This window comes from Streptomyces celluloflavus (assembly GCA_000720995.1).
Classification (GTDB): Bacteria; Actinomycetota; Actinomycetes; order Streptomycetales; family Streptomycetaceae; genus Streptomyces; species Streptomyces celluloflavus.
The window spans coordinates 116,186-141,638 of the sequence record JOEL01000016.1 but is presented as its reverse complement, the minus strand read 5'-3'; the positions used below and the strand labels follow the sequence as shown (position 1 = coordinate 141,638).

The 25,453-nt window shown below is 72.8% G+C and carries 23 protein-coding genes; 13 read left to right on the top strand and 10 right to left on the bottom strand.

What is annotated here, in order from left to right; genetic code table 11:
- Positions 1-96 precede the first annotated feature (96 nt).
- The 8 genes from IH09_RS17680 to IH09_RS17645 all read left to right on the top strand — a co-directional run bounded on the left by IH09_RS17680 (position 97) and on the right by IH09_RS17645 (position 8,807).
- Positions 97-1,020 carry an alpha/beta fold hydrolase gene (locus IH09_RS17680; RefSeq protein WP_052857241.1) on the top strand — a complete coding sequence of 308 codons (924 nt, stop codon included), beginning with the start codon at positions 97-99 and terminating at the stop codon, positions 1,018-1,020.
- A gap of 155 nt (positions 1,021-1,175) precedes the next feature.
- Positions 1,176-1,835, top strand: coding sequence for a GNAT family N-acetyltransferase (locus IH09_RS17675; RefSeq protein WP_052857240.1), 660 nt, complete (start codon positions 1,176-1,178; stop codon positions 1,833-1,835).
- Positions 1,836-2,010: 175 nt separating this feature from the next.
- Positions 2,011-2,877, top strand: a complete 867-nt coding sequence (locus IH09_RS17670) for an AraC family transcriptional regulator (RefSeq protein WP_052857239.1) — start codon at positions 2,011-2,013, stop codon at positions 2,875-2,877.
- A gap of 172 nt (positions 2,878-3,049) precedes the next feature.
- Entirely contained in the window at positions 3,050-4,000 is a 951-nt protein-coding gene (locus IH09_RS17665) for an NAD-dependent epimerase/dehydratase family protein (RefSeq protein WP_052857260.1), read from the top strand.
- Positions 4,001-4,378: 378 nt separating this feature from the next.
- Positions 4,379-5,224, top strand: a complete 846-nt coding sequence (locus IH09_RS17660) for a fumarylacetoacetate hydrolase family protein (protein WP_052857238.1) — start codon at positions 4,379-4,381, stop codon at positions 5,222-5,224.
- A 159-nt stretch (positions 5,225-5,383) separates the two neighbouring features.
- Positions 5,384-6,310, top strand: a complete 927-nt coding sequence (locus IH09_RS17655) for a VOC family protein (protein WP_052857237.1) — start codon at positions 5,384-5,386, stop codon at positions 6,308-6,310.
- A gap of 3 nt (positions 6,311-6,313) precedes the next feature.
- On the top strand, positions 6,314-7,972 hold the full coding sequence (mhpA, locus tag IH09_RS17650) for a bifunctional 3-(3-hydroxy-phenyl)propionate/3-hydroxycinnamic acid hydroxylase (protein WP_110952385.1): 1,659 nt from the start codon (positions 6,314-6,316) through the stop codon (positions 7,970-7,972).
- Between the two features lie 295 nt (positions 7,973-8,267).
- Entirely contained in the window at positions 8,268-8,807 is a 540-nt protein-coding gene (locus tag IH09_RS17645; protein ID WP_190233325.1) for a hypothetical protein, read from the top strand.
- Positions 8,808-8,868: 61 nt separating this feature from the next.
- Here the strand turns inward: IH09_RS17645 and IH09_RS17640 are convergent, their stop codons facing one another.
- From IH09_RS17640 to pdxR, 3 genes are all read right to left on the bottom strand, one after another.
- Positions 8,869-9,912 (bottom strand): bile acid:sodium symporter family protein, encoded by a 1,044-nt coding sequence (locus tag IH09_RS17640; RefSeq protein ID WP_052857235.1) that lies wholly within the window; start codon positions 9,910-9,912, stop codon positions 8,869-8,871.
- 139 nt (positions 9,913-10,051) lie between these two features.
- A complete protein-coding gene (locus IH09_RS17635; RefSeq protein WP_052857234.1) occupies positions 10,052-10,906 on the bottom strand; it encodes an isocitrate lyase/PEP mutase family protein in 855 nt (284 codons plus the stop codon).
- A 761-nt stretch (positions 10,907-11,667) separates the two neighbouring features.
- A complete protein-coding gene (pdxR, locus tag IH09_RS17630; protein ID WP_240150850.1) occupies positions 11,668-13,164 on the bottom strand; it encodes a MocR-like pyridoxine biosynthesis transcription factor PdxR in 1,497 nt (498 codons plus the stop codon).
- 139 nt (positions 13,165-13,303) lie between these two features.
- Here pdxR and IH09_RS17625 point away from each other — a divergent pair, with 139 nt between their 5' ends.
- Positions 13,304-13,729: a carboxymuconolactone decarboxylase family protein gene (locus IH09_RS17625; RefSeq protein ID WP_052857233.1), complete on the top strand. Its 426-nt coding sequence runs from the start codon at positions 13,304-13,306 to the stop codon at positions 13,727-13,729.
- 14 nt (positions 13,730-13,743) lie between these two features.
- A complete protein-coding gene (locus IH09_RS39120) occupies positions 13,744-13,914 on the top strand; it encodes a hypothetical protein (protein ID WP_172450398.1) in 171 nt (56 codons plus the stop codon).
- A gap of 592 nt (positions 13,915-14,506) precedes the next feature.
- Here the strand turns inward: IH09_RS39120 and IH09_RS39115 are convergent.
- Complete coding sequence (locus IH09_RS39115) at positions 14,507-15,103, bottom strand: hypothetical protein (protein ID WP_052857232.1); 597 nt, start codon at positions 15,101-15,103, stop codon at positions 14,507-14,509.
- 438 nt (positions 15,104-15,541) lie between these two features.
- Here IH09_RS39115 and IH09_RS17615 point away from each other — a divergent pair, with 438 nt between their 5' ends.
- The 3 genes from IH09_RS17615 (at position 15,542) to IH09_RS17605 (ending at position 18,708) form a co-directional block, all read left to right on the top strand.
- On the top strand, positions 15,542-16,090 hold the full coding sequence (locus IH09_RS17615; RefSeq protein ID WP_094790823.1) for a sigma-70 family RNA polymerase sigma factor: 549 nt from the start codon (positions 15,542-15,544) through the stop codon (positions 16,088-16,090).
- Positions 16,091-16,178: 88 nt separating this feature from the next.
- On the top strand, positions 16,179-17,525 hold the full coding sequence (locus IH09_RS17610) for a glycosyltransferase family 39 protein (RefSeq protein ID WP_094790824.1): 1,347 nt from the start codon (positions 16,179-16,181) through the stop codon (positions 17,523-17,525).
- A 250-nt stretch (positions 17,526-17,775) separates the two neighbouring features.
- Positions 17,776-18,708, top strand: a complete 933-nt coding sequence (locus IH09_RS17605; RefSeq protein ID WP_240150840.1) for an aminoglycoside phosphotransferase family protein — start codon at positions 17,776-17,778, stop codon at positions 18,706-18,708.
- 126 nt (positions 18,709-18,834) lie between these two features.
- Here the strand turns inward: IH09_RS17605 and IH09_RS17600 are convergent, their stop codons facing one another.
- From IH09_RS17600 to IH09_RS17575, 6 genes are all read right to left on the bottom strand, one after another.
- Positions 18,835-19,206 carry a DUF6355 family natural product biosynthesis protein gene (locus tag IH09_RS17600; protein WP_240150839.1) on the bottom strand — a complete coding sequence of 124 codons (372 nt, stop codon included), beginning with the start codon at positions 19,204-19,206 and terminating at the stop codon, positions 18,835-18,837.
- 201 nt (positions 19,207-19,407) lie between these two features.
- Complete coding sequence (locus tag IH09_RS17595) at positions 19,408-20,238, bottom strand: carbohydrate ABC transporter permease (RefSeq protein WP_318279480.1); 831 nt, start codon at positions 20,236-20,238, stop codon at positions 19,408-19,410.
- A 115-nt stretch (positions 20,239-20,353) separates the two neighbouring features.
- Complete coding sequence (locus IH09_RS17590) at positions 20,354-21,265, bottom strand: carbohydrate ABC transporter permease (protein WP_052857231.1); 912 nt, start codon at positions 21,263-21,265, stop codon at positions 20,354-20,356.
- A 71-nt stretch (positions 21,266-21,336) separates the two neighbouring features.
- Positions 21,337-22,701 (bottom strand): extracellular solute-binding protein, encoded by a 1,365-nt coding sequence (locus tag IH09_RS17585; protein WP_052857230.1) that lies wholly within the window; start codon positions 22,699-22,701, stop codon positions 21,337-21,339.
- Positions 22,702-22,762: 61 nt separating this feature from the next.
- Positions 22,763-23,782 carry a GNAT family N-acetyltransferase gene (locus tag IH09_RS17580; protein ID WP_094790827.1) on the bottom strand — a complete coding sequence of 340 codons (1,020 nt, stop codon included), beginning with the start codon at positions 23,780-23,782 and terminating at the stop codon, positions 22,763-22,765.
- A gap of 212 nt (positions 23,783-23,994) precedes the next feature.
- Complete coding sequence (locus IH09_RS17575; protein ID WP_052857229.1) at positions 23,995-25,149, bottom strand: inorganic phosphate transporter; 1,155 nt, start codon at positions 25,147-25,149, stop codon at positions 23,995-23,997.
- Between the last annotated feature and the right edge of the window lie 304 nt (positions 25,150-25,453).

Here is a 25,453-nt window from a genome sequence, read left to right as displayed (position 1 = left end):
GAGAGCCGGGCGGCCACTCCTCGGAAGCCACTGAAGGCAAGAAGCCATAAGCCACACCCGGCCCTCCCGGGCCGCCTAACAACTTACGGAGAGGCCATGTCCCGTCCAGCCCCCGGTCCGGTGCGCTTCGCACGCAACGGCGCCGTCCAGCTCGCCCTCACCGACCACGGCGGCACCGGCGGCGACCCCTTGCTGCTCGTCATGGGGCTCGCCGCCTCGCGCTTCTGGTGGCCGCAGGGGCTGCTCGACGCGCTGGTGGACCGCGGCTTCCACGTGGTGGTCTACGACCAGCGCGACGCCGGCGAGTCCACCCATCTGCCCTGTGCCCCTCGCCGCACCCCGCTCGCCACGCTCTTCCGCCGGCAACCCCCGGCCTACAGCGCCGAGGACCTGACCGACGACGCGGCCGCCGTCCTGGACGCCGTCGGCTGGGACTCGGCGCACCTGTTCGGCCACTCCATGGGCGGCCTCCTGGCCCAGCGCATCGCACTGCGCCACCCCGGCCGGGTGCGCAGCGTCACCTCCTCGTCCGCCCTGCCCAGCGATGCGAAGGGCCTGGGCGTACTGCGCTATCTGCGCCTGGGCACACCGCTGCGGATGGCCAGGATGCGCTTCCCGGAGGGGCGCGACGGCGACCTCGCCCTGGCGCTCGCGGTGGGCCGCGCCCTGGCCTCCCCCGGCTATCCGTTCGACGCGGACGAGGTGCGCGACACCGTCGCCCGGGAGGCGGCGCGGGGGATCGCCGGCTTTCGCGACCAGGATGCGCAGAGCCGCCAGATAGGCGCCAAGTGGCACGGCGGACGCCTCGCCGAACTGCGGATGCCCGCCCTCGTCCTGCACGGGGAGGACGACCAGATCCTGCGCACCGCGGCCGGCCGCCGTACCGCGGCGGCCATCCCCGGCGCCAGGCTCGTCACCTTCCCCGGGGTCGGCCACTTCCTGCCGCGCGAGGTCTGGCCGCGCTACGCCGACGAGATCCGGGCACTGGCGGACCGCGCGGCCGGGGCCACCGCCGCCTGACGTGTACCGCCGCACGGCCGTGCCACCGTCCTCGCGGGACGCGGACGGGTCCGCGTCGTAGGGCGGGTCCACGTCGTCGAGCGGGTCCGCATCGGCGGGCGGCGGGACGGCGTAAACGAGGTGCGTCGTCCGGAATCGCGGGCGCAGAATGCCCCATGCTGATCGATCACTGGCCCCTGCTGGGGCTGCGCGTGCGGACCTCCCGGCTGGAGCTACGGCTCCCCACCGAGGACGAGTTGGCCGAACTGGCCGACGTGGCCGCGCAGGGAGTGCACGAGCCGGGCCGGCGGCCGTTCCTGACGCCCTGGACGGATCTGCCGCCGGCCGAGCGGGCGCGCGAGACACTGCGGCGCCACTGGTCCCGGCGCGGCACCTGGACGCCGCAGGACTGGACGCTCGACCTGGCGGTCTTCGTGGACGGCCGCCCGGTGGGTGTGCAGGAAATGGAGGCCCGGAACTTCGGGATCCTCCGCGAGGTGGGGACCGCGTCCTGGCTCGGCCTCGGGCATCAAGGGCAGGGCATCGGCCGCGAGATGCGCTCGGCCGTGCTGCATCTGGCATTTGCCGGCCTCGGCGCCCATGAGGCCACGACGAGTTCGTTCACCGACAACGCCGCCCCGCTGCGCGTCTCCGACAAGCTCGGCTACCGGCCCGACGGCATCGCCCGGGACGTCCTGCACGGCAGCGCCGTCGTCTCCCAGCGGCTGCGCCTGACCCGGGACCGGTGGGAGCTGACGGACCGTCCGGAGGTCACCCTCAGCGGTCTGGCGCCCTGCCTGCGGGAGTTCGGCCTCGACCAGCCGGAACAGGTGTGAGGCTTGCGCGATCCGCCTGGGACGCGGCCAACTCCCGTGCTAATTCCGGCTTCCGGCCGAGCGTCCTGTGCGATTGCCGATGCCTCGGGCCACCCGACCGGAGCGGGCACGGGAAGTCGGGTCCGGCGGGGCGGGCCCTCCCTAACGTGAGTGACCGAAAGGGAAGGAGGCCGGAGTGCTGGAGCCGTTGAACCAGGCCATGGAGCACATCGAGCGCCACCTGGACCAGCGGATCGAGGTGGCCGAACTGGCACGGATCGCGGTGACGTCGGAGTACCACCTGCGGCGGCTGTTCTCCGCGCTGGCGGGGATCCCGCTGTCGGAGTACATCCGGCGCCGGCGGCTGACCGTCGCGGGTGCCGAGGTGCTCGCCGGAGAGCGCACCCTGCTGGACGTCGCGGTGCGCTACGGCTACGGCTCGGGCGAGGCGTTCGCGCGGGCGTTCCGTGCCCTGCACGGGGTCGGTCCCGGCGAGGCCAGGCGGACCGGCGCGGCGCTGCGCTCCCAGCCACGGATGTCCTTCCGCCTCGTCGTCGAAGGGAGCACCACCATGCGATACCGGATAGTGGAGAAGGAGGAGTTCCGTGTGGCCGGCAAGAGGGCTCGGGTCCCCCTCGTCCACGAGGGGGTGAACCCGGCCATCGCCGCGTTCATCCAGGGCATCGGCCAGGAGACGCTACGGCGTATCGAGGCGTTGTCCGACCAGGAGCCGGAGGGGATCGTTGCGGTGTGCGACAACCTCGCCGACAGCCGGGCGGAGGGCACCGAACTCGACTACTACCACGGCGTCGTGACCCGTTCCGCAACCCCTGAGGATCTGGACGCTCTCACCATCCCGGCGGGGACCTGGGCCGTCTTCGAGAACTCCGGGCCGTTCCCGCAGACGCTCCAGTACCTGTGGCGGGACGTGTTCACGCAGTGGTTCCCGTCGAATCCGTACCGGAGCAGGCCGGGTCCCGAGATTCTGCGCACACGGCTGTCGCCGGACGCGTCGGAGGCCGAGGCCGAGCTCTGGATCCCCGTGGAGCGGACGACGGCCTGAACCCACGGTGGTCTTGGGCCGGCTTCGGCCCAAGACCACCAGGACGCACGGGAGATGCCGGGCGACGGCGCGGACCGAGCCACACCGACGCGGCACGCCGAAGCGCCACGCCCCGGGGCCGCCGCCCGGTATTCACCCGGCGTGCCAGCGGGTGCCGTTAGTGTCGGGCACCATGAAAATTCTCGTACTTGGCGGCACCTCGTTCGTGGGCCGGGCGATCGTGGCGGAGGCGCTGCACCAGGATGCCGGGGTGACCCTGTTCAGCCGTGGCCGGACCGGCGCCGGTCTCTTCCCGAACGTACCGCGGCGCATCGGCGACCGGGACACCGGTGACTACACGGCGCTGCGCGACGGCAGCTGGGACGCGGTCGTCGACGTCAGCGGGTACGTACCGCGCCATGTCGGGCAGGCGATGGCGGCGCTCGGTGACCGGGTCGGCCGGTATCTGTTCATCTCCAGCAACGCGGTGTACGCCCGGACCGGCGTGGGACCGGGCTCGGACGAGGACACTCCGCGCCGGCCGCCGGTGCGCGACACCGAGGAGCTCACCGAGGACACCTACGGGCCCCTCAAGGTGGCCTGTGAGGACGATGTGGTCGCCCGGTACGGCGGACGGGCCACCATCGTGCGGCCGGGGAGGGTCGCCGGGCCGCACGACCCGTCGGACGTGTTCACCTACTGGGTGCGCCGGGGCGCCCGCGGCGGCCGGGTGGCGCTGCCGGGCCGCCCGGAGCAACCCGTGCAGATCGTCGACTCGCGCGACCTGGCCCGCCTCGTGGTGCGGCTGCTGGCGGACGACCGGCCCGGCGCGTTCCACGCCATGGGCCCGGCCGAGCCCACCACGCTCGGCGGGCTCATCGAGACCTGTGCGCACGTGGCGGGCCGCCAGGTCGAGATCGTGCCGGTGGCACCCGAGTCGGTCTCGCCGGTGTTGCCGCTGGTGCGGTCGGACTGGCCCTCCCAGCAGCGCAGTACGGCGCGCGCCCGGGCCGCCGGGCTGCCCGCGACCCCGCTGGCGGTGACCGCGGCCGATGTACTGGCCTGGGACCGCGAGCGCGGCGAGCCCGCGCTGTCGACCGGGCTGTCCCCGGCGCAGGAGGCCGAACTGCTCGCCGGAGCCTGACCGGCCCCCGTACGCCGCTCCGTGGCAGGCGACGCCGCGTCACTTGCCGTGGAGCGCCGGACACTTACCGGGCAATTCATTATGAGGGTTACGGCCGTGGGGCCTTGACTGCGCGTATGACGGTGGAGGATTATCAATGTAATCATCATGCTGAATAGGTCCAACCGCGGTGAACGGTGCATGGCGAACGATGGGCAGTGCACGGCGAACGGTGCGCGGCGGGTAAGTGGGTGAGCGAGTGAGTGACCGGGCGATCCGCGAGCGGGCGGCAGGCGTCCGCAGTGCTGTGGCCACCGCTCTCACCGCCGACACCGTCACCGCCGCGCCGTCGGGCACCACACCACCCGGTTGGTCCGCGACCCCGCACAGGAGCTCCCGTTGCGTATCGCCAACTTCTCCGGCCGCCTGGTCCTGATCGCCGACCACCGGGCGATCGACGTCGAGCAGGCCAGCGGCGGCCTCTTCTCCGCCGATCCGCAGGCCGTCTACGAGCGGTGGGCGGAATTCCGCGCCTGGGCCGGACAGGCGGAACTGCCGGCCGGGACGGCCTTCGCACCGTCCGCCCTCGGCTCGCCCGCCCCGGCTCCCCGCCAGCTCCTCGCCATCGGCCTGAACTACCGGGACCACGCCTCCGAATCCGGGTTCGCCGCGCCGGAGGGCCTGCCGCCGGTCTTCACCAAGTACGTCAGCAGCATCACCGGCCCGGTCACCGAGGTCACCCTCCCGCCGGGCGGCCACACCGACTGGGAGATCGAACTGGTCGCGGTCATCGGCAAGCGGGCCGAGCGGGTGTCCGAGGCCGACGCCTGGAGTCATGTCGCCGGCCTCACCGCCGGCCAGGACATCTCCGAGCGGGTCGTCCAACTCGCCGGTCCCGCACCGCAGTTCAGCCTCGGCAAGTCCTTCCCCGGCTTCGCCCCCATGGGGCCGTTCCTGGTCACCCCGGACGAGTTCACAAACCCCGACGACCTCGAACTGCGCTGCGCGATCAACGGCGAGGAGGTCCAGAAGGGCCGCACCCGCGACCTGATCTTCTCCGTACCCGCACTGATCGCCGGGCTGTCCGCGGTGCTGCCGCTGCTCCCGGGAGACGTCATCTTCACCGGCACGCCCGCCGGCGTGGGGCTCGGCCGCGACCCGCAGCGCTGGCTGGCCCCCGGCGACGAACTCGTCAGCGCCATCGAGGGAATCGGCGAACTGCGCCAGACTTTCCTCCCCGGCTGACGCCTCTGGCGCCCCGGCTGACGCCTCCGGCCCCCCGGCTGACGCCGCCGCCCGGCGCAACGAGAGGGTGCACCGCGCCGCCGCCCGGCCCGCGGGCTCCCTCTCCCGTCCACCCACCCGGCACGCATGTTGCCCAGCGCTCCGTCCGAGGAGTTACCCATGGCACTGCACCGTCTGACCTCCATCACCATGGGGGTTCCCCACCCCGCCGAAACAGCCGCCTACTACACCGACTTCGGTCTCTCCCCCGACGGCGACGGCTGGTTCACCACCCGCGACGCCGGCCGCCAACTCCGTATCGTCCACGCCCCCACCCGCCGCCTGGTCGAGGTCCGCGTCGGCGCCGACACCCCCGACGACCTGTCCGCCGCGGCCTCCCGGCTGCGGCGCCTGGGCATCGGGAGCCGGGCCACGGACAGCGCCCTGACCGCGTACGAAAGGACCACGGGGGTGCGTGCCGTCCTGGAGGTCGCCCCGCGCCTCACCCAGCCCGCCACCCCGCCCACCTCGTACAACGGCCCCGGTCGCGCGGAGCGCACCGGCACCCGCGCCCCCGCTGTCCTGCGTACCGCACCGGTACGGCCCGGCAAGCTCGGTCACGCCGTCGTCGGCACCACCGACTTCGCCGCCACCACCGCCTTCTTCCGCGACGGCCTGGGGTTCCTGGCCAGCGACTACCTCAAGGACACCGGAGCGTTCCTGCGCTGCTCCACCGACCACCACAACATCCTGGTGCTGGCCGCCCCCGTCGCCTTCCTCCACCACACCTCCTGGCAGGTCGATGACGTCGACGAGGTCGGCCGCGGCGCCGCCGCCATGCTGGAGCACCACCCCGAGCGGCACATCTGGGGACTGGGGCGGCACCACGCCGGGTCCAATTTCTTCTGGTATCTCAAGGACCCGGCCGGCAACTTCTCCGAGTACTACTCCGATATGGACTGCATCATCGACGACCAGCTGTGGACCCCCGACGTCCTCGAAGGCGCCAGGAGCCTGTTCACCTGGGGTCCGCCGCCGCCTCCGTCCTTCCTCCACCCGGAGGACCTGGCCGCGCTGATGACCGGAGCCCACAGTGCGGCGGGGTGACCGGTGACCGTCGAGTCACCGGCCGTCCACGACGTGGCGATCGTCGGCTTCGGTCCGGTCGGTCAGCTGCTGGCCCTGTTGCTGGGCCGGGCCGGACACGACGTCGTCGTCCTCGAACGCTGGCCGCGTCCGTACGACCTGCCGCGCGCCGTGAACTTCGACCACGAGATCGGCCGGATCTTCCAGGCCGCGGGCGTCGGCGAGCAGGTCGGCGCCGTCACCGCCCCGGTCCCCGACCACTACGAGTGGCGCAACCACAAGGGTGAACGGCTGGTACGGATCGACTGGTCCGGGACCGGCCCCTCCGGCTGGCCGACCACCAGCTTCTTCTCCCAGCCCGAGCTGGAGTCCGTACTGGCCACCGCCGTCGCCGGACTCCCCGCCGTCACCGTCCACCGCGGTCTGGAGGTGGTGGACCTGCGGGAGGCGGGCGACGGCCCCGTGCAGCTGACCGCCCGTACGCACACCTGCTCCGAACGGGCCTTCTCCGCCCGTTACGTCATCGGTGCCGACGGCGCCAACAGCTTCGTCCGCGGCCGGATGGCCACCTCCGTCACCGATCTGGGCTTCTTCCACGACTGGCTCATCGTCGACATCATTCCCCGTGACGAGGTGCCCTGGTCGCCCATGAACTGGCAGCTGTGCGACCCGAGGCGGCCGACCACCCTCGTCTCGGGCGGCCCCGGGCGCCGCCGCTGGGAGTTCATGCGCCTGCCCGGGGAGAGCGCCGAGCAGCTCAACTCCCGGGAAACCGCCTGGTCGTTGCTGAAGCCATGGGGCCGCACACCCGAGAACAGCACCCTCGAACGGCACGCCGTCTACACCTTCCAGGCGCGCTGGGCCGACCACTGGCGGCAGGGACGGCTGCTGCTGGCCGGGGACGCCGCCCACCAGATGCCGCCGTTCGCCGGCCAGGGCATGTGCTCGGGCCTGCGCGACGCGATGAACCTCGCCTGGAAGCTGGACCTGGTACTGGACGGCACCGCGGCCCCGGATCTGCTCGACACCTACACCAGCGAGCGCAGCGCGCACATCCGGCACGCCATAGGCATGTCCATGGTGCTGGGCCGGATCATGTGCGTCCTGGACCCCGAGGAGGCCGCCGCGCGCGACGCCCGCATGATCGCCGCCGGCGCCGATCCCGCACGCGCGCTGCCGCCCACACCGCCCCCCGTGCTCGGCGAGGGCGTCCTCCAGCGCGGCCCCGACGGCACCACCCGCTGCCCCCAGGCCGGCCACCTCACCCCCCAGCACCGCGTCAGCCACCGGGGCAGGACCGCACTGCTGGACGAGGTGACCGGCGGCGGCTTCACCGTCCTCACCGACGGCGCACTCCCCGACGGCACCCTCACCGCCGCCGACCGCGCCTTCCTCCACACCATCGGCGCGACCGTCGTACCGCTGCACTCCCCGGACACCCGGGACGCCCCCGCGCACGGCTACCTGGACACCGACGGCGGCTATCTGCCGCACCTGCGCGAGCACCGGCACATCGCGGCCGTCATCCGTCCCGACTTCTACCTGTTCGGCACCGCCACGACGCCCGCCCAGCTCCGCCTGCTGCTCGGACAGCTCCACGAACGGCTGCGGCTGCTCCCGGGGTCAGCCCGAAACCCGCGGACGGCGCCGCGCGCGTCACGTACGTTCACCACCGATCCGTAGGGAGACAAGTGGCTTACCCGCATGGGGCGCTGACGCCTCCTGTGGCGAACGAATAGTTGGGCGGTGGCCGAGGAGGCCGGCCATGGAGCACCGGACCGGATACCGGTGGACCGGGACGCGGCGGCCACGGCCAAGCGGCGGAAGCCTCGTCACGGTACCCACCGTGCGGTTGATGGGCCAGGGATGCCCACAGCCGGGGCGCACCCCACGTGGGCCGCGGGGAATTCCCGCATGCCACACTCCTGTTCGGTTTCGCTGCGCCGCGAATGGAAGCGGCCCACAGGAGAGGGAGAGCATGAGACGACCCGGGGTCCTGGCAGCCGTGTGTGTGGTGGCTGCCCTCTCGGTGACGGCATGTACGGCCACGGCTGCGCCGACCGCCTCGCCCGCCGCGCGTTCGCCGCAGACCGACGCACCGCGACCGACCCCGCCCGCGGCCAAACCACAGGAGGAAGTCCTCGGAGACCTGGTCTTCGCCGGCCATGGGTTCGGCCCGTACAAGGTGTTGAAACCCGCGGCCCCGGAGCGGGATTGCAAAGCCTTCGTCGTGTACCTGACCCGGAAGGTCCTGACCATGCAGCAGCGCCATCAGGCGGAGGAGCGGCTGCGGCAGCGCGGCTGGCAGCCGGGCAAGGCCGTGCCCGGGGGCGCCATACTCACGTCCGGCGAATGGACCGCGGGCCTTATCCCTGAGCCCGTATCCGATGAGGACCGGGAACAAGTGGCCCCCCACGAGGGAGTCTTCGCCCTGACCGCCTTGGGCAACTGCCGCCACCTGCGACGGTCCGCGCCGGCCTCTCTCACGCCGCCAACCCCGCCGAGCTTTCCAGGGTGACTGCGACATCCGCCGGGCTCCCCTTCCCCACCCCCCTTCCTCGACGGCGGACCGTCCCTCGTCATCCGTTCGGGCCCGCCGCACCGGCGGCGGCCGACGATGTACGAGTGGGGGCCGTATCCGGCAGGACAGGGGCTCGTGACCACCGGCGGGAGAGCGCGGCGCAGATCAGCAGCTGACTGGTGTGGTAGATCATCAGCGGCAGCACGATGATGCCGACCTCCGAGGCGGGGAAGAGGACGGCGGCCATGGGCAGGCCACTGGCCAGGCTTTTCTGCGAGCCGCTGAAGACCGCGGTGACCCGGTCCGCGTGGGAGAAACGCAGCAGCCGGGCGGCGGCGCCGGCCAGCCCGAAGGTGGCGGCGAAGAGCGCCAGGCTGATGGCGACCAGCGCCAGCAGGCGCGCGGGCGGAACCTGGTGCCAGATCCCGGCGGTCACGCCCTGGCTGAAGGCGGCGTAGACGACCAGCAGGATCGAGCCCCGGTCGCACAGCACGGTCAGCCGCCGGTGCCGCGTGACCCAGGCGGATATCCAGGGCCGGGCCAACTGCCCCAGCGCGAACGGGAGGAAGAGCTGGACGAGGATGCCGATGGCCTGCGCGGCGGAGATCAGCGACCCGGCCTCCTGCCCGGTGCCCAGCAGCCGGACGGCGAGCAGCGGCGTGATGACCAGGCCGAGCAGGCTGGAGAAGGTCGCGGAGCAGACCGCGGCCGTCACATTGCCGCGGGCGATGGAAGTGAACGCGACGGACGACTGGACGGTGGAGGGCAGCAGGCACAGGAACAGCACACCGGCGGTCAGCCCAGGGCCGAGCCAGGTCGGCGGGAGCAGCAGCACGGTCAGTCCGAGCAGCGGGAAGACGGCGAAGGTCAGCAGCAGGATCGGCACATGGAGCCGCCAGTGGCGCAGCCCTTCGTACGCCGCCTTCGGGGACAGCCGGGCGCCGTAGAGGAAGAACAGCAGTGCCACGGCGGCCTTCGTGGCCCAGCCGAGCCCGTCGGCCGCCAGGCCCCGTGCCGGGAGCAGGGCGGCCAGTCCGATGACCGCGAGCAGGGCGATGATGTACCAGTCGACGCGGCGCAGCGGCCCGCGGACTATGCGCATGGACAAGCACCTTCCGGACGGCGGGCGGGCCCGGCCGGGACGGCTGCCCGGCCGGGTCCGCGTGAGGTACCCGGCCGGGCCCGGTGCGCGGGCATCGCCCGCGGGACGCGCGCCCGGCCGGTGCGTTACGAAGTCACGCTCACGAAGCCGGGACCGTTGGGTGATGGCGGCTCAGGTTGCGCTCCAGGAGGGCGAGGCATTCGGGCACGCCGACGCTCTCCGGGGTGGGCTCGGGGAGCCGTCCGTCGGCGGCCTTGAGGTCGGCCAGCGCACGGTCGACGGCGCTCTGGGCGGCGAAGAGGCACGGGGTGCTGTAGATGGCGACGTCGACGCCCAGGTCGCCGAGTTCGGACAGGGACAGGCGGGGAGACTTGCCGCCGGCGATCTGGTTGAACAGCAGTGGCTTGTTGCCGATGACCTCGCGGACCGTACGGATCCGGTCGACGCTGCGCACGCCGTCGACCAGGATCACATCGGCATCGGTGGCGGCCAGTGCCTTGGCGCGGCGGAGGATCTCGCTCTCCTCCGTGGCGTCCGTACGGGCCACGACGAGCAGGTCGCGGCGGGCCGCGAGCACCATCTCCAGCTTCTCCAAGTACTCCTCCAGGGGCAGTATTTGCTTGCCTTCCACGTGCCCGCAGCGACGCGGTCGCTTCTGGTCCTCCAGGATCACCCCGGACGCACCGCTCGCCTCCAGTTGCTGGACGACGTGGCAGGCCGTCTCCGGGTCCACGTAGCCGTCGTCGATGTCGACGAGGAGGTGCTGCTGCGGGAACGCCAGCCGCAGTCTCTGGACGAAGGCGACGATGTCGGGCCAGGCGATGAACCCGATGTCCGGCAGCCCGTAGTGGGAGGCGGCGAAGCCGAAGCCGGAGACGAACATCCCGTCGTAGTGCTGGGCCGAGACCGAGGCCGAGAACATGTCGAAGACCCCGATCAGGGGCGTGGTGCCGGGTGCGTCGATGGCCGCGCGTAGCCGGTTCGGATGGTTCACGGTATCCTCCGCGAAGTTGGGCGCATGCCCGTACGGGGACCAACTGATGCCGGCAAGCCTGAGGTTGGCCCAGTATCGGCACGCGCCGGATGGACCGGGTGTGGCACGCCATTTGGCGTGCCCCCCGGTTTTCTCGTGGTGGTGCGGACATTGCTCGTGATGGTGCGGACTTGCTCGGGTCGGACGGTCTTGCCACTGCCGGACGGTCTGACTCATGCCCGGCAGGGGCGGAGTCGCCGGTGGCGAACGCCCGGCCGACGGCGACGGCCGGGTAACGCACCGCGTCACAGCCGGTCACCGACCGACCACAGCGACATTAGTCAAGAGATGGTCATGCAACAACCATCGGTTGGTAATGCCATTCATTCGGGGGCACTTTCACGCCGCCGCCCACGCACCCCGCCCCCGAAGCGGCAACGCGGGACAGGGGCGGCAATCGAGGCCACGAGGAGAGCCCTCCCGGCAAGGCCGTACGCGACACGGCTTCCCCAGCCGTACCAACGCCCCACTCAGGCCACACCGCCGCGCGGTCCGAACGCCGGCACGAAGCCCACCCCCACCGCCGCAGATGGCCGAAATCCGGGGCCGAACGGAGCACTTGGCGGACTCGGGGAACTCCACACCACCAACACCAGCCCACACCGCCTCACTTGCCTTACCCACCTCGATCGCCTCACCCGGCCCATTAGCGTCGGCGTACCGGCGCCCGACGAGGCCCCGCCGCCGCGTACAACGGCACCAGCCGGTACGGGTCCCCCGCCCTACCGCCGCGCCGCACGAACCTCCGGAACCCCGCTGCGCCGAAGGAGAGGCGGAGAGCCGCGCCGGGCCGCGTCCCGGTGCTCCGGATCCTCCTGGGGATCCGGCAGCGCCAGGCACAGGGCGTCGAGCCCGGCGCTGAAGGCGTGCTCGGTCGGGGTTCCGTAGCCGAGCACGAGGCCGTCGCGGGCGGGCATCGTGGTGTCGGGGTGGCGGTAGGGGGTGAGGCCGGCCAGGGCCAGGCCTTGGCGGCGGGCGCCACGCAGGGTGTCCTGCTCGGTGTCGGGCGGGAGTTCGAGTACGGCGTGCAGTCCCGCCGCGATGCCGCTGACCCGCACGTGGGGTGCCCGGTCGGCGAGGGTGGCGACGAGCCGGTCGCGGCGCTGCCGGTAGATCCGGCGCATGCGGCGCAGCTGCCGGTCGTAGGCGCCGCTCGTAAGGAAGTCGGCGAAAGTGAGCTGTTCGACGACGCCCGACCACATCTCGCGGGCCCCCTTGGCGGCGAGCACATCGTCGACGAGCCGGCCGGGCAGGACCATCCACCCCAGCCGCAGGGCGGGCGAGAGACTCTTGCTGACCGATCCGAGGTGGACGACGTGTTCCGGGTCGAGGCCCTGGAGGGCGCCGACCGGCTCCCGGTCGTAGCGGAACTCGCCGTCGTAGTCGTCCTCCAGCACCACCCCGCCGGCGGCCCGCGCCCAGTCGACGACGGCCGCGCGCCGCTCCGGGTGCAGCGGGCCTCCGGTGGGGAATTGGTGGGCGGGGGTGAGCAGGACGGCCTTCGCGCCGGTGCCGGGCAGCTCGTCGATCCGTGCGCCGTGGGTGTCGATGGTGAGCGGAACCGTGCGGATACCGGTCTCGGCGACCAGCTCGCGGTGGAAGGCCAGGCCGTACGCCTCGACGGCCATCGGCCCTTCCCGCACCGACGGCACCGCGCACAGCAGCCGGATCGCGTGGGCGAATCCGGCGCAGACGACGATCCGCGCGGGGTCGGTGCGCACCCCGCGGGCGCGCGCCAGATACTCGGCCAGGGCGCGGCGCAGCTCGATCCTGCCGCGCGGGTCGCCGACCCCGAAGGCGTCGTTGGGCGCGGCCGTCAGCGCGCGCCGCGCCGAGGCGGCCCAGGCGGCGCGGGGGAAGGCGGCCGCGTCGGGCGAGCTGGGCATGAGGTCGTAGACCGGACGGCGTCGAGTCGGCCGGACCGGTGCCCGTGCCGATGCCGCGTCGAGGGGCACGGCCCGGCGCGCGACCCGCGTTCCCGACCCCTGCCGGGCGGTCAGCCAGCCCTCCTCGACGAGTTCCGCGTACGCGTCGGCGGCGGTGTTGCGGGAGATGCCCAGGTCGGCGGCGAGGGTGCGGTGCGGCGGCAACCGGGTGCCCGGTGCCAGCCGGCCCGAGTCGATCGCCTCGCGCAACGCGCGCATCAACCGGGCGCGGATGCCGCCCGGCCCCGTCAGCACGAGGTGCAGATCGGCGCCCGCACCCGTCGCGTCATCCATGTCCGGCGTGCCGCCCGCCTCCGTCGCGCTGCCCGCCTTCGAGGAATTGCCCCAAGAATTGTCCACGGGAATGCACCATACCGAGGGGCGATCGGTTTCCTAGAGTCGCGGTATGACAACTTTTCAGGTTTCCGAGCGCATGAACTTCTCCCAGGTCGCCCCGAAGGTCTTCAAGGCCGTACTGGCCCTGGACGCGGCCGCCCGTGACGGTCTCGACCCCGTCCTCCTCGAACTGGTCCAGATCCGCGCCTCGCAGCTCAACAAGTGCGCCTACTGCATCGACTACCACACGCGCGACGCCCGCAAGGCCGGCGAGAGCGAGGAGCGGATCTACCAGCTCACCGCCTGGCGGGAGTCGAGCCTCTACACCGTCGAGGAGCGCGCGGCTCTGGCGCTCACCGAGGCCGTCACGCTGCTTCCGGAGGGCGTGAGCGACGCGGTCTACGCCGAGGCCGCCGAGTGCTTCGGGGAGAAGGAGACCGCCCAGCTGATCGCGCTGATCTTCACGGTCAACACGTGGAACCGCATGAACGTCACGACCCGCAAGACGCCCGGTACCGAGTAGCCGCGGCGCTCCATGTGTCGCTGTTCAACCTCTCCATCACGCTCGACGCCCTCTTCGGCGGACTGGCCGTCGACTCCATCGCCACCACCGGCGCGCTGTGGATCGGCGGCGGACTCATCCTCGCTGTGCTCGGCGGCACGGGACGTGCGCGGCGCCTCGACGCCCGACGCGCCCGACGCGCCTGACCGTCCGTAATCCGCCCGCCCGCGGGCCACATCCCCGTCACCATCCCGGCACCCCCGCACGGCCTCTCCGAGCATGGCGCTCGCCGTCGAGATCCCAACATGAAAGGGTGGATATCGGATGAAAAAGCCTTGGAGGGAGAGGAGACGACATGTCATCGAAGCGGCGCCGTAAGAAGAAGACACATCGCAGGAAGGGAGCCAATCACGGCCGACGGCCCCAGTCCTGACCGGATGCCCCGACCGGACCCGCCCGAGCTCCGGTCCGGGTCCAAGACCGGGTCCGGGTCCGGGTCCAAAACCGGGTCCGAGTCCGGGTCCGAGTCCGGGTCCGGGTCCGAGTCCGGGTCCGGGTCCGAGTCCGGGTCCGGGTCCGGGTCCGGGTCCGTTCAAGGGTTCCCCGCGAGCAGTACCGCCGCCACATGCGGACGCGGGGAGCCCCACGGCGGGGGGCGGCGCATACGTACGGGCCGGCTGGCAGCGCATACGGAGACGTACGCCCGCCCGTGCGGCGATCCGCGCACCCTCCGCGTCGACTGCCGTCCGTACGGGTCAGGCCCGCGTCGCCCAGCCGGGCGGTGGCGACGCATACCCGTCACGGCGTGGCGGCCGGGTCCCGTACGTGGTGCCGGATGCAGCCTCCGTCGGCCCAGATCTTCGGCCGGGAGCTGCCGGGATCGATGGCGAGGCCGATGTCGATGCCGTGGTCGTCGGTGCCGCTGACGACCGGCAGCCCCTTGGCGGAGCGCCCGTCGTGTACCCGCCACCCCCGCTCCCACCACTCCGCCCGGAGGCGCCGCACCTCCGCCACGTAGTCCGCCCGTTTGCCGAAGGTGACCTCCCATTCGTAGGAGGGCTCGTCGCGGGCCTCGCCGGGGCCGTTCGCGGCGAGGCCCCTCGTGCACCGCACGCTGGTGTCGGCCGCGTGGTCGACGAGTTTTCCGAGCCGCAGCTCCGCGCCGAGCCGGCCACCGGCCTGCCGGGTCCGGGCGTCGCGCTCGTGGAACTCGGCGGCGGACCGCACCGGCCCGCCGCCGAGTTCCACGAAGAAACCGTTGACGGCGACCGCGGCCCAGCACAGCAGCGCGGCGACAGCCAGGCCGATCCCCCACCGCCGCGTGCTGAGCAGGAGGCGTCCGGCCCGGGGCCCGGCCGACCGGTACTCCGGTGAGGTGGGCAGCTCTGACTCCATGCACCGATCCCACCCGTCGGGGCTCTGTCGCGACCAGCGGTCAGGTGCCTAACGTGCCTGAGTAGCCGTACTCAGGCCCGCCCAGGCGCACGACTCGCCCCCGGTACCAGGGGGCGCGGCCCCACCCGCCGGGACCCCCGCCGCTCCCCTGCTCGGTGTGCCGGTACCGGTGCGCCGCCCGCCACCGATAGCAGAGGGACCCCGCGGAGCGCACGAGGGGCCGGAGGCGCCTCGGACGTCTGTTCGTGTCAAGCTGCATGCCGGGTGGTACGGCGCCGGCCCGTGGCATCCACCACCCGTACGGGCACGCACGGACCCGCGCTGCCGACAGGACGCGCGGGCCGCACGTTTCTCGCGTGATCCGCGTCTCGCCGCGTCGGCCCGGCCCGCCCTCCCGGGCGCACTCCCATCAGAAGCCGATCTCGCAAGGAGCCGACGTTGACCGAGGAGGAGTTCACGGAGTTCTACGCGCACTCGGTCCACCGGCTCACCGGCCAGCTGTACGTCATGACCGGCGACCTGCACGAGGCCCAGGACGCGGTCCAGGAGGCCTTCGTCCGGGCCTGGAGCAAACGCCGCCGGCTGGACGGTCGGCGCGCGCCCGAAGCGTGGGTGCGCACCGTCGCCTGGCGGCTCGCGGTCCGCCGCCGGCGCACGGTACGCGGCGGGCTGCGGGCCTGGATCGGACGTGCCGACCCCGCGACCGCGGCGGAGCCCGGACCGGACGCGGTCGACCTCGCGGCGGCACTGCGGCGGCTGCCTCCGCGGCAACGGCACTGCGCCGCCCTGTTCTACGTGTGCGACCTGCCGGTGGAGCGGATCGCCGCCGAGACCGGTCTGGCCGTCGGCACCGTCAAGACCCATCTCGCCAGAGCCAGGGCCGCGCTCGCCGGCCACCTCGGCCGGCCCGCACCGCCCGGAAGTCCCAGCCCCCCGCCGGGGCCGGGGCACGGCGTCCGGTCCGGGAGCGGTCCGCCTCCACGCTGACGCACCCGCACCGCGCGGCCCACGGGCCCCGTAGCCCGTCGCCGCCCGGCACCCCGTCCCGCCCACTCCCCCACCCACCCCGGAAACCATGCCCTCTTCCTCCTCTGCCCCGCGCCTCCCCGGACAGCCCGGCGCGCACCGGTCCGTACCCGGCGCCTCCGACCCGGACCCGGGCGATACGGACCCGATACCCGACGGCATATCCACGGGCGCCTCCGCCGGGTCCGCCGGGTCCGCCACGCGGGTACCCGCGCCCGCGGCCGCCTCCTCGGTCCCGGCCGCCGGGGCACCCTCGGCCTCGCGGCTCTCCGGACGGCTGCGGCGCCTCGACCGCGCCGTGCGGCCCGCACTGGCGGTCTACGCCCTGACCGCGATCGTGCACCTGGTGCTGCTGTCCGCGATGACCGCGCCCGGCGGCCCCGGACTGCGTAACCGGCTGCTCGCCTGGGACGGCGGGCTCTACGTCGGCATCGCCGCCGACGGCTACGCCGACGCGCTCACCTACACCCCGCAGGGCGAGCTCACCGGCAGCAACCTGGCGTTCTTCCCGCTCTACCCGCTGCTGATCCGCGCCCTGCACGGCCTGACCGGCCTCGATCACGGCCTCGCGGCCATCGTCGGCGCCCACCTGGCACTGGTCGCCACGCTGATCGTCGTCCACCGGCTGCTGGAACGGCTCTACGGGCGGCGCACGGCGACCATCGGCATCGTGCTGCTCGCCGGGGCGCAGCCGATGGCCGTGTCCTTCTTCATGGGCTACAGCGAGTCGTTGTTCCTGGCCCTGGCCGCGGGCACACTGCTCGCCGCCCACCACCGCGCCTGGCTCACCGCCGGTGTGCTGGCCCTGCTCACCGGCCTCACCCGGCCGGCGGCCGCAGCGGTGGTGCTGGCGCTGGTGGTCGCCGCGGTGCTGCATCTGCTGCGCGAGCGCCGGATCAGCTGGCGGCCGGTGGCCGGGGTCGCCTTGGGCTGCGTCGGCACGCCCGCCTATCTGTGGTGGGTAGGGCTGCGGACCGGGCACCTGGACGCGTGGTTCACCGTCCAGAAGGCGGGGTGGGGCACCCACTGGGACGGCGGCGCCGCCTTCTTCGCCTTCCTCGGGCGGACCCTGGCCCACAGCGACGGCTGGATCCCCGTCAGCACCGCCGTGCTGCTGCTCGCGCTGCTCTGCGCCACCGTCCTCGCCTGGCGGCGCGACGCCTGGCCGCCGCTGGTGGTGTACGGGACCGGGATCGTCGTCATGACGCTGGGCCAGAGCAACTACTACCACTCCAAGCTCCGGCTGCTGGTCCCCGCGGTGATCTTCCTCGTCCCGGCCGCCCGCGCCCTGGCCCGCGCCCACCGGCGCACCACGGTCACCGTCCTGACCGCCGCCACCCTCTTCGGCTGCTGGTACGGCGCCTACATGCTCACCGTCTGGCAGTACGCCATCTGACGCCCGGCACCGCGGCGGCCCCGCTCACCGTGTGCCGCTCGCGGCCTCCCGCGGTGCGCATCGTGTCGCTCCGCATCGCGCGATGTGGAGCGACGCGTTGCCGCGTTCCGTCAGCCCACCGGCCGGGCGCCGTCCGCTCCGGTCGCCGGAAATTGAGTGGACAGACAGACGCCCGGCCGGTGGAATCAAGCGGCCCGCCGACGCCCCACGGGGTGCGGCTCGTGCGAGGGAAATTCCGAGGAGTCACGCATTGTCCGCCGATGACATGTCTTCCGTCGAGATGCATATCGATGAGGCGCTCGTGCGCCGGTTGCTCGCGGAACAGTTCCCCCGGTGGGCGGAGCTGCCGCTCGCGCCGGTCCCCTCGCCGGGGGTGGACAACGTGACCTATCGCCTCGGCGAGGAAATGTCCGTGCGGCTCCCCCGCTATTCCCGATGGGCCGGGCAGGTGGAGCGGGAGCAGCGGTGGCTGCCGCGGCTGGCCCCGCAGCTGCCGCTCACCGTCCCCCGCCCGCTCGCGAAGGGGCGCCCCGCCGCGGGCTACCCCCTTCCCTGGTCCGTCTACCAGTGGCTCGAAGGCGAGAACGCGACTCCCGAGCACCTCGCCGATCCGTGCCGGACGGCGACCGAGCTGGCGGGTTTCCTGGCGGCTCTCCAGCGGATCGACGCCACCGACGGCCCGCCGCCCGAGTGGAGCAACGCTTTTCGCGGTGTGCCCGTGGGCGACGAGCGGGACTCCGCGGTGGTGGAGACGCGTCTGCGTCCCGGCATCGCGGCCCTGAAGGGCCTGGTCGACACCGACGCGCTGACCGCCGTGTGGGAGGCGGCCCTGGCGGCACCGGCGTGGGACGACCCGCCCGTCTGGATCCACGGGGACCCCGCTCCGGGGAACCTGCTGACCGTCGACGGCCGGCTGAGCGCCGTCATCGACTTCGGCACACTGGCCGTGGGCGATCCCGCCTGCGATCTGATCGCCGCGTGGACGGTCCTGTCCAGCGAGGCCCGGGACGTCTTCCGCACCACGCTGTCGGTCGACGACGCGACCTGGGCGCGCGGCCGGGCCTGGGGCCTGGCCGCGCTGCTGCCCACACCGGCCGACCTCTCGGCGGCCGATCCGGTACGCGCCGCCCGTGCCCGGCGCCGGCTCGACGAACTCGTCACCGATCACCGGCGCACGGTATGACGCGCTCCGCCTGACCGGCCGGGCCGGAGCCTTCACTCACCCGGCACCGGCCTTCGTCCGGCGGATCAGCCCTGGCCGCGCCGGCGCGGCCGATCACGCGAGGTGCGAAGGTGCACCGACGCGGCGTCAGGAACCGGTGTCTCCGGGGTGCTTGCAGAGTCCGCCCCGGTAGCCGCTGTCGTACCAGGCACCCGTCGCGTCGATGTCCAGGACGGTCTTGCCCGGCCCGACGCAGCGGTGGTAATTGCCTCGCGGGAATCGTTTGACCTGGATCCACACATTGGTATTGGTCGCGCAGTGCTCGTAGAAGGGGTGCTTGCCGGAGCTCCTCCCGTTCCAGCCGCAGCCGTTGATCCGCTGCCCGGTGGCCGCGCCGGCCGGTGCGGCCGCGCTGAAGGCCAGCGCACCGGCCAGCGCGACGGCGGCCAGGCCGAGCAGCCGATGCCGCGGCGGTGTGGTCCGCTCGCGGTCGGCGGGAGAGAGTTCGCGTGCTCGCATGCCGGATTCCTTTCGACGACGGGCCCGCCGGAATGCGTCTGACCTGCGGCGGGACGGCAGGAACGGCACCGGGAAGGGCCGGACGCACTGCATGCCGTCGGCAATGCTGGCAGCCGGCGCGGCCCGTGGGGATAACTCAAAAGGGTGAACAGGGGGCGTACTACGCGTACCCGGCACCGTCCCGCGCGCGCCGGCTCGGCCTCATCTGAGTCCGCTGAGCATGACCCCGCGGAGGTAGTGCTTCTGGAGCAGCAGGAAGAAGAGCAGGACCGGGACGGAGCTGAGCACCAGTCCGGCCATCATGACGGGCACCATCCGGTCGGGGTCGAGGAAACTCTGGAGCAACTGGATGCCGACGGGGAGCGTCATCAGCCGGGGGTTGGCGGTGGAGACCAGGAGCGCCCAGATGTACTCGTTCCAGGCGTTGACGACGGTGAGCAGGGCGAGCGTGAGGGCGACCGGCTTCGTCTGCGGCACCACGATCCGCCACCAGAGCGTGAACTCCCCTGCTCCGTCGATCCTGGCCGCCTCCAGGATGTCGTCGGGGATCGCGACGATGAACTGCCGCATCAGGAAGATCCCGAAGCCGGAGACCAGGAACGGCATGACGAGCGCGGCGAGGCTGACCGTGAGACCCGCGCCGCCGCTGCCGAGGAGGTCGTTGCCGCCCGCCAGCGGCCAGTGCACCAGGATCAGGAAGTGCGGGATGAAGAAGAGGAACGGCGGGAACATCATCGTCGCCAGCACCAGCCGGAAGATCAGCTCCCGCCCCGGGAAGCGGAGTTTGGCCAGCGCGTAACCCGCGAGGGACGAGGTCAGCAGCGTGGAGCCGGTGATCACCGCGGTGGCGACCGTGCTGTTGCGGAACAGCAGGGGCAGGTCCAGCCGTTGGAACGCGGCGCGGTAGTTGGACAGGTCGAACGCCTCGGGCAGGAAGCGGTACGGCAGTCTGCCGTACTCGCCGGACCCCTTGAGGGATGACATCAGCAGGTCCAGGAACGGCACGACCATCACGGCCGCGCCGACGGCCACCACCGCATACGACAGCCAGGGGAAACGCCGACGTACCGGGCCTCGCTCCCCTCCTGCACCGCCTCGGCACCTCTTAGCGCCCCGGTCCGCTCGCGTGCCACGGTTCCGCCTCATCTCACACCTCACTCCCCTTCCGCCGGAAGAGCCACAACTGCACCAGGGTGATCGCCAGAATGAGAACGAAGAGCGCGAAGGCGGCAGCGCTCGCGCCGCCCCAGTCGCCGTACGTGAACGCCTGCCGGTACATCTCCAGAGCGGCGACGTCGGTCGCGTCGCCGGGGCCGCCGTCGCCGGTCATGACGATGATCAGCGCGAACGACTGCAACCCGGCGATGAACTGGGTGATGCTCACGAAGACCAGGGACGGCCGCAGCAGCGGCAGAGTGATCCGCCGGAACACGGTGAACGGCCGGGCGCCGTCCAGCTCCGCCGCCTCGTAGTACGACTCGGGGATCGCCTTGAGCCCCGCCGTGAGGATGAGGATCGCGGTCCCCAGGGACGCCCACGCCTGCACCACGACGACCGACGGCAGGGCGGTACCGGGGTTCTGGAGCAGCGCCACGGACCCGAGTCCGAGGGCGTTGAGCACACCGTTGACCAGGCCGCCGGGCTCGTACATGTACTTCCATACGTTGCCGACGGCGACCACCGTCGTGACGACCGGCAGGAAGTAGAGCGTGCGCCACAGTCCCTGGCAGCGCAGGTTGTCGATGCAGGTGGCGACCACCACCGCGCCGGCCGTCGCCAGGACGACGGTGCCCAACGCGTACAGGAACGTGTTGGTCAGGACGGGGGTCAGGAAGGTGGCGCCATGGGCGAAGAGGCCGGTGAAGTTGGCCAGGCCGACGGGTTCGATGTCGGCGAGGTCGAAGCCCGCCCAGCGCGACTGCGCCAGCAGCAGCGCGAACAGCAGCGGCAGGAGGAGGAAGAGCGCGAAGAAGAGCAGGGCCGGGGTCAGGAACAGGTAGGCGACGGCGGTCTGGCGGCTGCGGGGCCGGGTCCGGGCCGGCCCGCCGGGTGCGGCCATGGGGCGGGGACACCACCTCTCTGCGGAAGCGGTAGGAGAGAAAGGAGAGGAGCCTCGGGGGAGGCGGCGGGCTACGGGTCGCCGGACAGTGCGTGGTCGATCTGCCGGCGGGCGGTGCGCAGGGCGTCGTCCACGGACCGCCGCCCGGTCCAGACCTCCTCGATGTTCTTGCGCAGCAGCGATTTGGCCTTCTGGGCGTGCGGGCCGTTCGGTTCCGGGGTCGCGTAGCCCAGTGCGTCGAGGAACGGGACGAGGTTGGCGTCCCCGGTGGTGCCCAGCAGGGCCCGCATATCGCGGCTGCGGCCGGTCATCGAACCGACGGAGAACTGGAGGGCGCTCATCCTGGTGACGCCGGGGAGCCGGGTGTCCCGGCCCGGTGCGGTTCCGGTGGGGCGCGGCGCGGGTGTCCCGTCCCCCGTGTGCGGACCGTCTCCTCCGCGCGTCTCGTCGCTGTTGAGCCAGCGCAGGAAGTCCCAGGCCGCCCGCGGGTGCCGGCTCTTGGCGTTGACGCCGAGCAGGAACCCGGTGGTGAGCGTCCCCCGATCCCCCGTGGCCGGTCCCGGCACCGGCACCACCCTGACATCGCGGTAGCCGGACCCCATCGCGTTCTTCAGACTGCCGGTCCACCAGCCCGCGCTGATCGCCATCGCCACCCGGCCGGACGGGAAGGCCCGGTAGAGGTCGGTGCCCGGACTGCTGGCACCCCGTTCGATCAGCCGCCGCTCCAGAGCGACCACCGCCCGCCCCGCCGGTGAGTCGATGGCGGCGCGGCCCCCGTCGGCCGTGAGGTACGAGCCGCCGCACGAGGCGAGCAGGGCCAGGGTCTGTCCCACGACGGTGGCGTCCTCGGTGCGGGACAGTCCGAAGCCCTGCACCAGCGTGTTGCCGTGGCCGTCGTGCCGGGCGCTGGCGTACGCGGCGTCCTCCAGCTCCCGCCAGGTGCGCGGCGGGCGGGTCACACCGGCCGCCCGCAGCAGCCGCATATTGCAGTAGAGGGCGTAGGTCTGCACCTCGGTGGGATAGCCGTAGAGCGTGTTCTGTACGGAGGCGGCGGTGACGGCGGCCCGGGTGAAGCCGTGCCGGATGAGCGCGGCCGCCCCGGGCGGCGCCGGTTGCAGCACGCCCGCGCGGGTCAGCTGCCCGGCCCAGAGGGTGTACGGGTGGAGGATGTCGGCGCCTTGTCCCGCGGCCTGCCGGACCATCGCGGTGGTCAGCAGATCCGCGTACCGGACGGGGGTGGACCGCACCCGCACCCGGTCGTGGCCGGCGTTCCATTCGTCGAGGACCTTCTGGAAGGCGGACTTGAGCGGTTCGCTTCCGTAGTGCGACAGCACGGTCAGGACGACGGGGTCGCCGGGACGGCCCGTGCCGCCGTCGGGCGCGGCGCAGCCGGCGGCGGCACCGGCGAGTCCGGCGAGGAACCGGCGCCGCCTCATGCGCGCCGCCGCCGGGGCCGGCCGCTGCGCCCCGCGTACCGCCCCGGCCGTTCGCCCTGTCTCATGTGTCCTCCCATCGCAGTACCCGGAAGGTCCGGGTCGTCCGGAAGCCGGCCCGGCGGTACAGGTGTCCTGCCGGGCTCTGCTCGTCCGTCCACAGGAACCAGGCGCCGTGCGCGCCCAGTGCCCGCATGCGTTCCAGCGTCAGATGCAGGAGGACCTGCCCCAGCCCGGTGCCGCGCTGTTCCGCCAGCACCCCGAAGGGCCCGAACCTTTCGTTCCTGCCCTCGTACGCGCCGTGCATGGCCCAGCCGACGAGTGCGCCGGACGGGGCCCGTGCGGTGACGATCCGGTCGAGCGGCGTACCCGCGGCCAGGCAACTGCGGATGGCCCACGCCCAGTCGGGGGAGAACTCCTCCCCGGCGAGCCGCAGCAGCTCCACCAGATCGTCGTCGGCGGGGGTGGCGAAGCGGTAGCCCAGACCGGTGAGGTCCGTGGCCCGCCGCAGCACCGCCGCCGGCATCCGGTAGCCGACCAGGCTCCGGTCCATCGCGGCGGCCTCGTGGCGGGTCCGGAATCCCAACTCGCCGAGCAGGCGGGCGGCTTGGGGGTACGCGTCCGGGTCCAGGCCGGGCAGCAGGTAGTGCGGGGTGTACGAGGCGAAGTCCACGCGGGTGCGGCCGAGGCCGCGCAGCCAGTCGAGTACGTCGGTGAGCAGCCGGCGCCCGAGGCCGGTGCGCCGGGCGTCGGGGACGACGAAGAAGAAGGGGATCCAGCCCCGGTCGGGTTCCCGGTCGGTACCGGTCATCGCCACGAGGCGGCGCACTCCGTAGGCGGCGCCGACGATCTCGCCGCCGCGTACCGCGACCCGGAGGCCCGGCGGATCGAAGTTGGCGTCGAGCAGCACCTTGTCGCGGAACCGCCGGGGGGTGATGGGGTCGTACGGGAGGCCGCGACACCAGGCCGCCACCAGCCCCGGACCGTCCCCCGGCCGGAAACCCCGCACCTCGATCCCCGTGCCCCCGCTGGTCCCGCTGGTCCCGCTGGTCCCGCTGGTCCCGCTGCCGCTGTCCTCGCCCATCGCCGTCGGCCCGTCCTCTCGTCTCGTCCGGCGCCACCCGGGCGCGTCGTGACGGCCACGGTGTGTTCCCTCGGACCTGGCGACCGCCGGGACCGGGTCCGGTGGCCGCCAGGAGAGATGTACCCGCCGCGCCCGCCGCACGCACCGCTCGTCCGGCCGCGGCCGGATGCGGTGGCGGACCGGGCGCGCCGCGCCGTCCGTCCCGCCGGGGGCTACGGCGCTTGTGAGCGTCGGGCAGGGCAGTCGGCGGGTACCGCGGTGACCGGGACGACATTGACGTTGTCGGCGGTGACCGGATTGCGCCGGGAGGCGATGACGATGACCGCGGCGAGCGCGGCGGCGGCGAGTACGACGGCCACGGTGCCGAGGGTCCCGCCGTGCACCACGGCGCTCGCCGCGCCCCCACCCACGGCGGCCGCGGCCGGGAGGGTGACGCTCCAGGCGATGACCATGCGGCCGACCGTGCGCCAGCGCACCCGGACCGGCCGCCCGGCCAGCCCCGTGCCCAGGATTCCGGCGGCGCAGACCTGTGTGGTCGACAGGGGGAAGCCCAGATGGGCGGAGGTCAGGATGACCGTGGCGGAGCCCGTTTCGGCAGCGAAGCCCTGGAGGGACCGGAGCGCGGTGACCCCCCTGCCCATGGTTCTGATGATCCGCCAGCCGCCCACATAGGTGCCCAGTCCGATGGTCAGGCCCGCGGTGACGACGACCCACAGCGGAGGTCCGGCGCCGTGGCCCAGTACGCCGACGGAGATAAGGGTGAGCGTGATGACGCCCATGGTCTTCTGCGCGTCGTTCGTGCCGTGGGCGAGGGCGACGAGCGAGGCGGAGGCGATCTGCCCCAGCCGGAAGCCCCGGGTGACCGCCCCTTCGGGCGTGTGGGCGGTGAGGCGGAGCGCGAGGCGGGTGGCCAGCAGGACGGCCACCCCGGCGACCAGCGGCGAGGCGACGGCGGGGACGAGGATCTTCGCCACCACCTGGTCGAAGTGCACGGCGTGCCGGCCCGCCCCCGTCCAGGCGGCGCCGATCAGCCCGCCGAGCAGTGCGTGCGAGGAACTGGAGGGGAGGCCGAGGAGCCAGGTGACGAGGTTCCACAGGATGGCGCCGATCAGTCCCGCGAAGATCATGCCGGGGGTGACCAGGCCGTCGTTCACGATGCCGCCGGAAATCGTTCTGGCGACCTCGGTGGACAGCAACGCCCCGACCACGTTGAGCACCGCGCTGATCAGGACCGCGGTCCGCGGACGGAGCGCTTCGGTGGCGATCGAGGTGGCCATCGCATTGGCGGTGTCGTGAAAGCCGTTCGTGAAGTCGAACGCCAGGGAGGTCACGATCACCGCTACGACGAGGAACGTTGCGTGGTCCACCCCGCAGGCATACCCCCGCACGGGAAGGCGGGCGACGCACCTGCCGTTCGAACCACCCTTCTGCGGTTCCGTACGGCTCCGTACGGCGTGTCCCGCACCCCCGGCTGGCCGGAAGCAGCGGCCGCTCCACCGTCTTTCGGCAGGTCAGGCGGTCGTTGTGGCGGCGCACTGCGCTGGCGGTGGGCCGGCGTGACAATGGTCCGGTGAGCGTTTCGCGCACCGCGCGGCAGCCGCGGTGTCCCGTCGGGAGGGGCCGGGTCCCGGTCACGCGGTGGTGGGGCGGGATGCGTCCGCTCGGCGGTCG

Bases quoted from the DNA above. Each gene is read 5' to 3' on its own strand.
- IH09_RS17680 (WP_052857241.1), top strand. From the start codon at position 97: ATGTCCCGTCCAGCCCCCGGTCCGGTGCGCTTCGCACGCAACGGCGCC.
- IH09_RS17675 (WP_052857240.1), top strand. From the start codon at position 1,176: ATGCTGATCGATCACTGGCCCCTGCTGGGGCTGCGCGTGCGGACCTCC.
- IH09_RS17665 (WP_052857260.1), top strand. From the start codon at position 3,050: ATGAAAATTCTCGTACTTGGCGGCACCTCGTTCGTGGGCCGGGCGATC.
- IH09_RS17655 (WP_052857237.1), top strand. From the start codon at position 5,384: ATGGCACTGCACCGTCTGACCTCCATCACCATGGGGGTTCCCCACCCC.
- IH09_RS17645 (WP_190233325.1), top strand. From the start codon at position 8,268: ATGAGACGACCCGGGGTCCTGGCAGCCGTGTGTGTGGTGGCTGCCCTC.
- IH09_RS17640 (WP_052857235.1), bottom strand. From the start codon at position 9,912: ATGCGCATAGTCCGCGGGCCGCTGCGCCGCGTCGACTGGTACATCATC.
- pdxR (WP_240150850.1), bottom strand. From the start codon at position 13,164: ATGGATGACGCGACGGGTGCGGGCGCCGATCTGCACCTCGTGCTGACG.
- IH09_RS17625 (WP_052857233.1), top strand. From the start codon at position 13,304: ATGAACTTCTCCCAGGTCGCCCCGAAGGTCTTCAAGGCCGTACTGGCC.
- IH09_RS39115 (WP_052857232.1), bottom strand. From the start codon at position 15,103: ATGGAGTCAGAGCTGCCCACCTCACCGGAGTACCGGTCGGCCGGGCCC.
- IH09_RS17610 (WP_094790824.1), top strand. From the start codon at position 16,179: ATGCCCTCTTCCTCCTCTGCCCCGCGCCTCCCCGGACAGCCCGGCGCG.
- IH09_RS17600 (WP_240150839.1), bottom strand. From the start codon at position 19,206: ATGCGAGCACGCGAACTCTCTCCCGCCGACCGCGAGCGGACCACACCG.
- IH09_RS17590 (WP_052857231.1), bottom strand. From the start codon at position 21,265: ATGGCCGCACCCGGCGGGCCGGCCCGGACCCGGCCCCGCAGCCGCCAG.
- IH09_RS17585 (WP_052857230.1), bottom strand. From the start codon at position 22,701: ATGAGGCGGCGCCGGTTCCTCGCCGGACTCGCCGGTGCCGCCGCCGGC.
- IH09_RS17580 (WP_094790827.1), bottom strand. From the start codon at position 23,782: ATGGGCGAGGACAGCGGCAGCGGGACCAGCGGGACCAGCGGGACCAGC.